The 317-nt window shown below is 47.9% G+C and carries 1 protein-coding gene; it reads left to right on the plus strand.

The genetic code is table 11. The features are described 5' to 3' along the window. Positions 1–317 (plus strand): class I tRNA ligase family protein (locus tag ACYP03_RS25280; RefSeq protein WP_459782568.1); only part of this gene is annotated, 317 nt, incomplete at both ends.

A 317-nucleotide genomic window follows, 5' to 3' on the forward strand; every position in this document is an offset into this window, starting at 1 on the left:
GGACCAAATCCGGTGCGCTGCAGGAAGAAACGTCCAATAAAATGCAGGAATGGTTCGATGGCGGACTGCAACAATGGGATATTTCCCGTGATGCACCTTACTTCGGCTTTGAAATTCCAGGCGAAACCGGCAAGTATTTTTATGTCTGGCTGGACGCGCCTATCGGTTACATGGGGTCATTTAAAAACCTGTGTGACAAGCGTGACGACCTGAACTTTGATGAGTTCTGGAACAAAAACAGTTCCACAGAGCTTTACCACTTCATCGGGAAAGACATAGTGTATTTCCACAGCCTGTTCTGGCCAGCCATGCTGGAT

It is taken from the genome of Photobacterium sp. R1, from assembly GCF_054600795.1.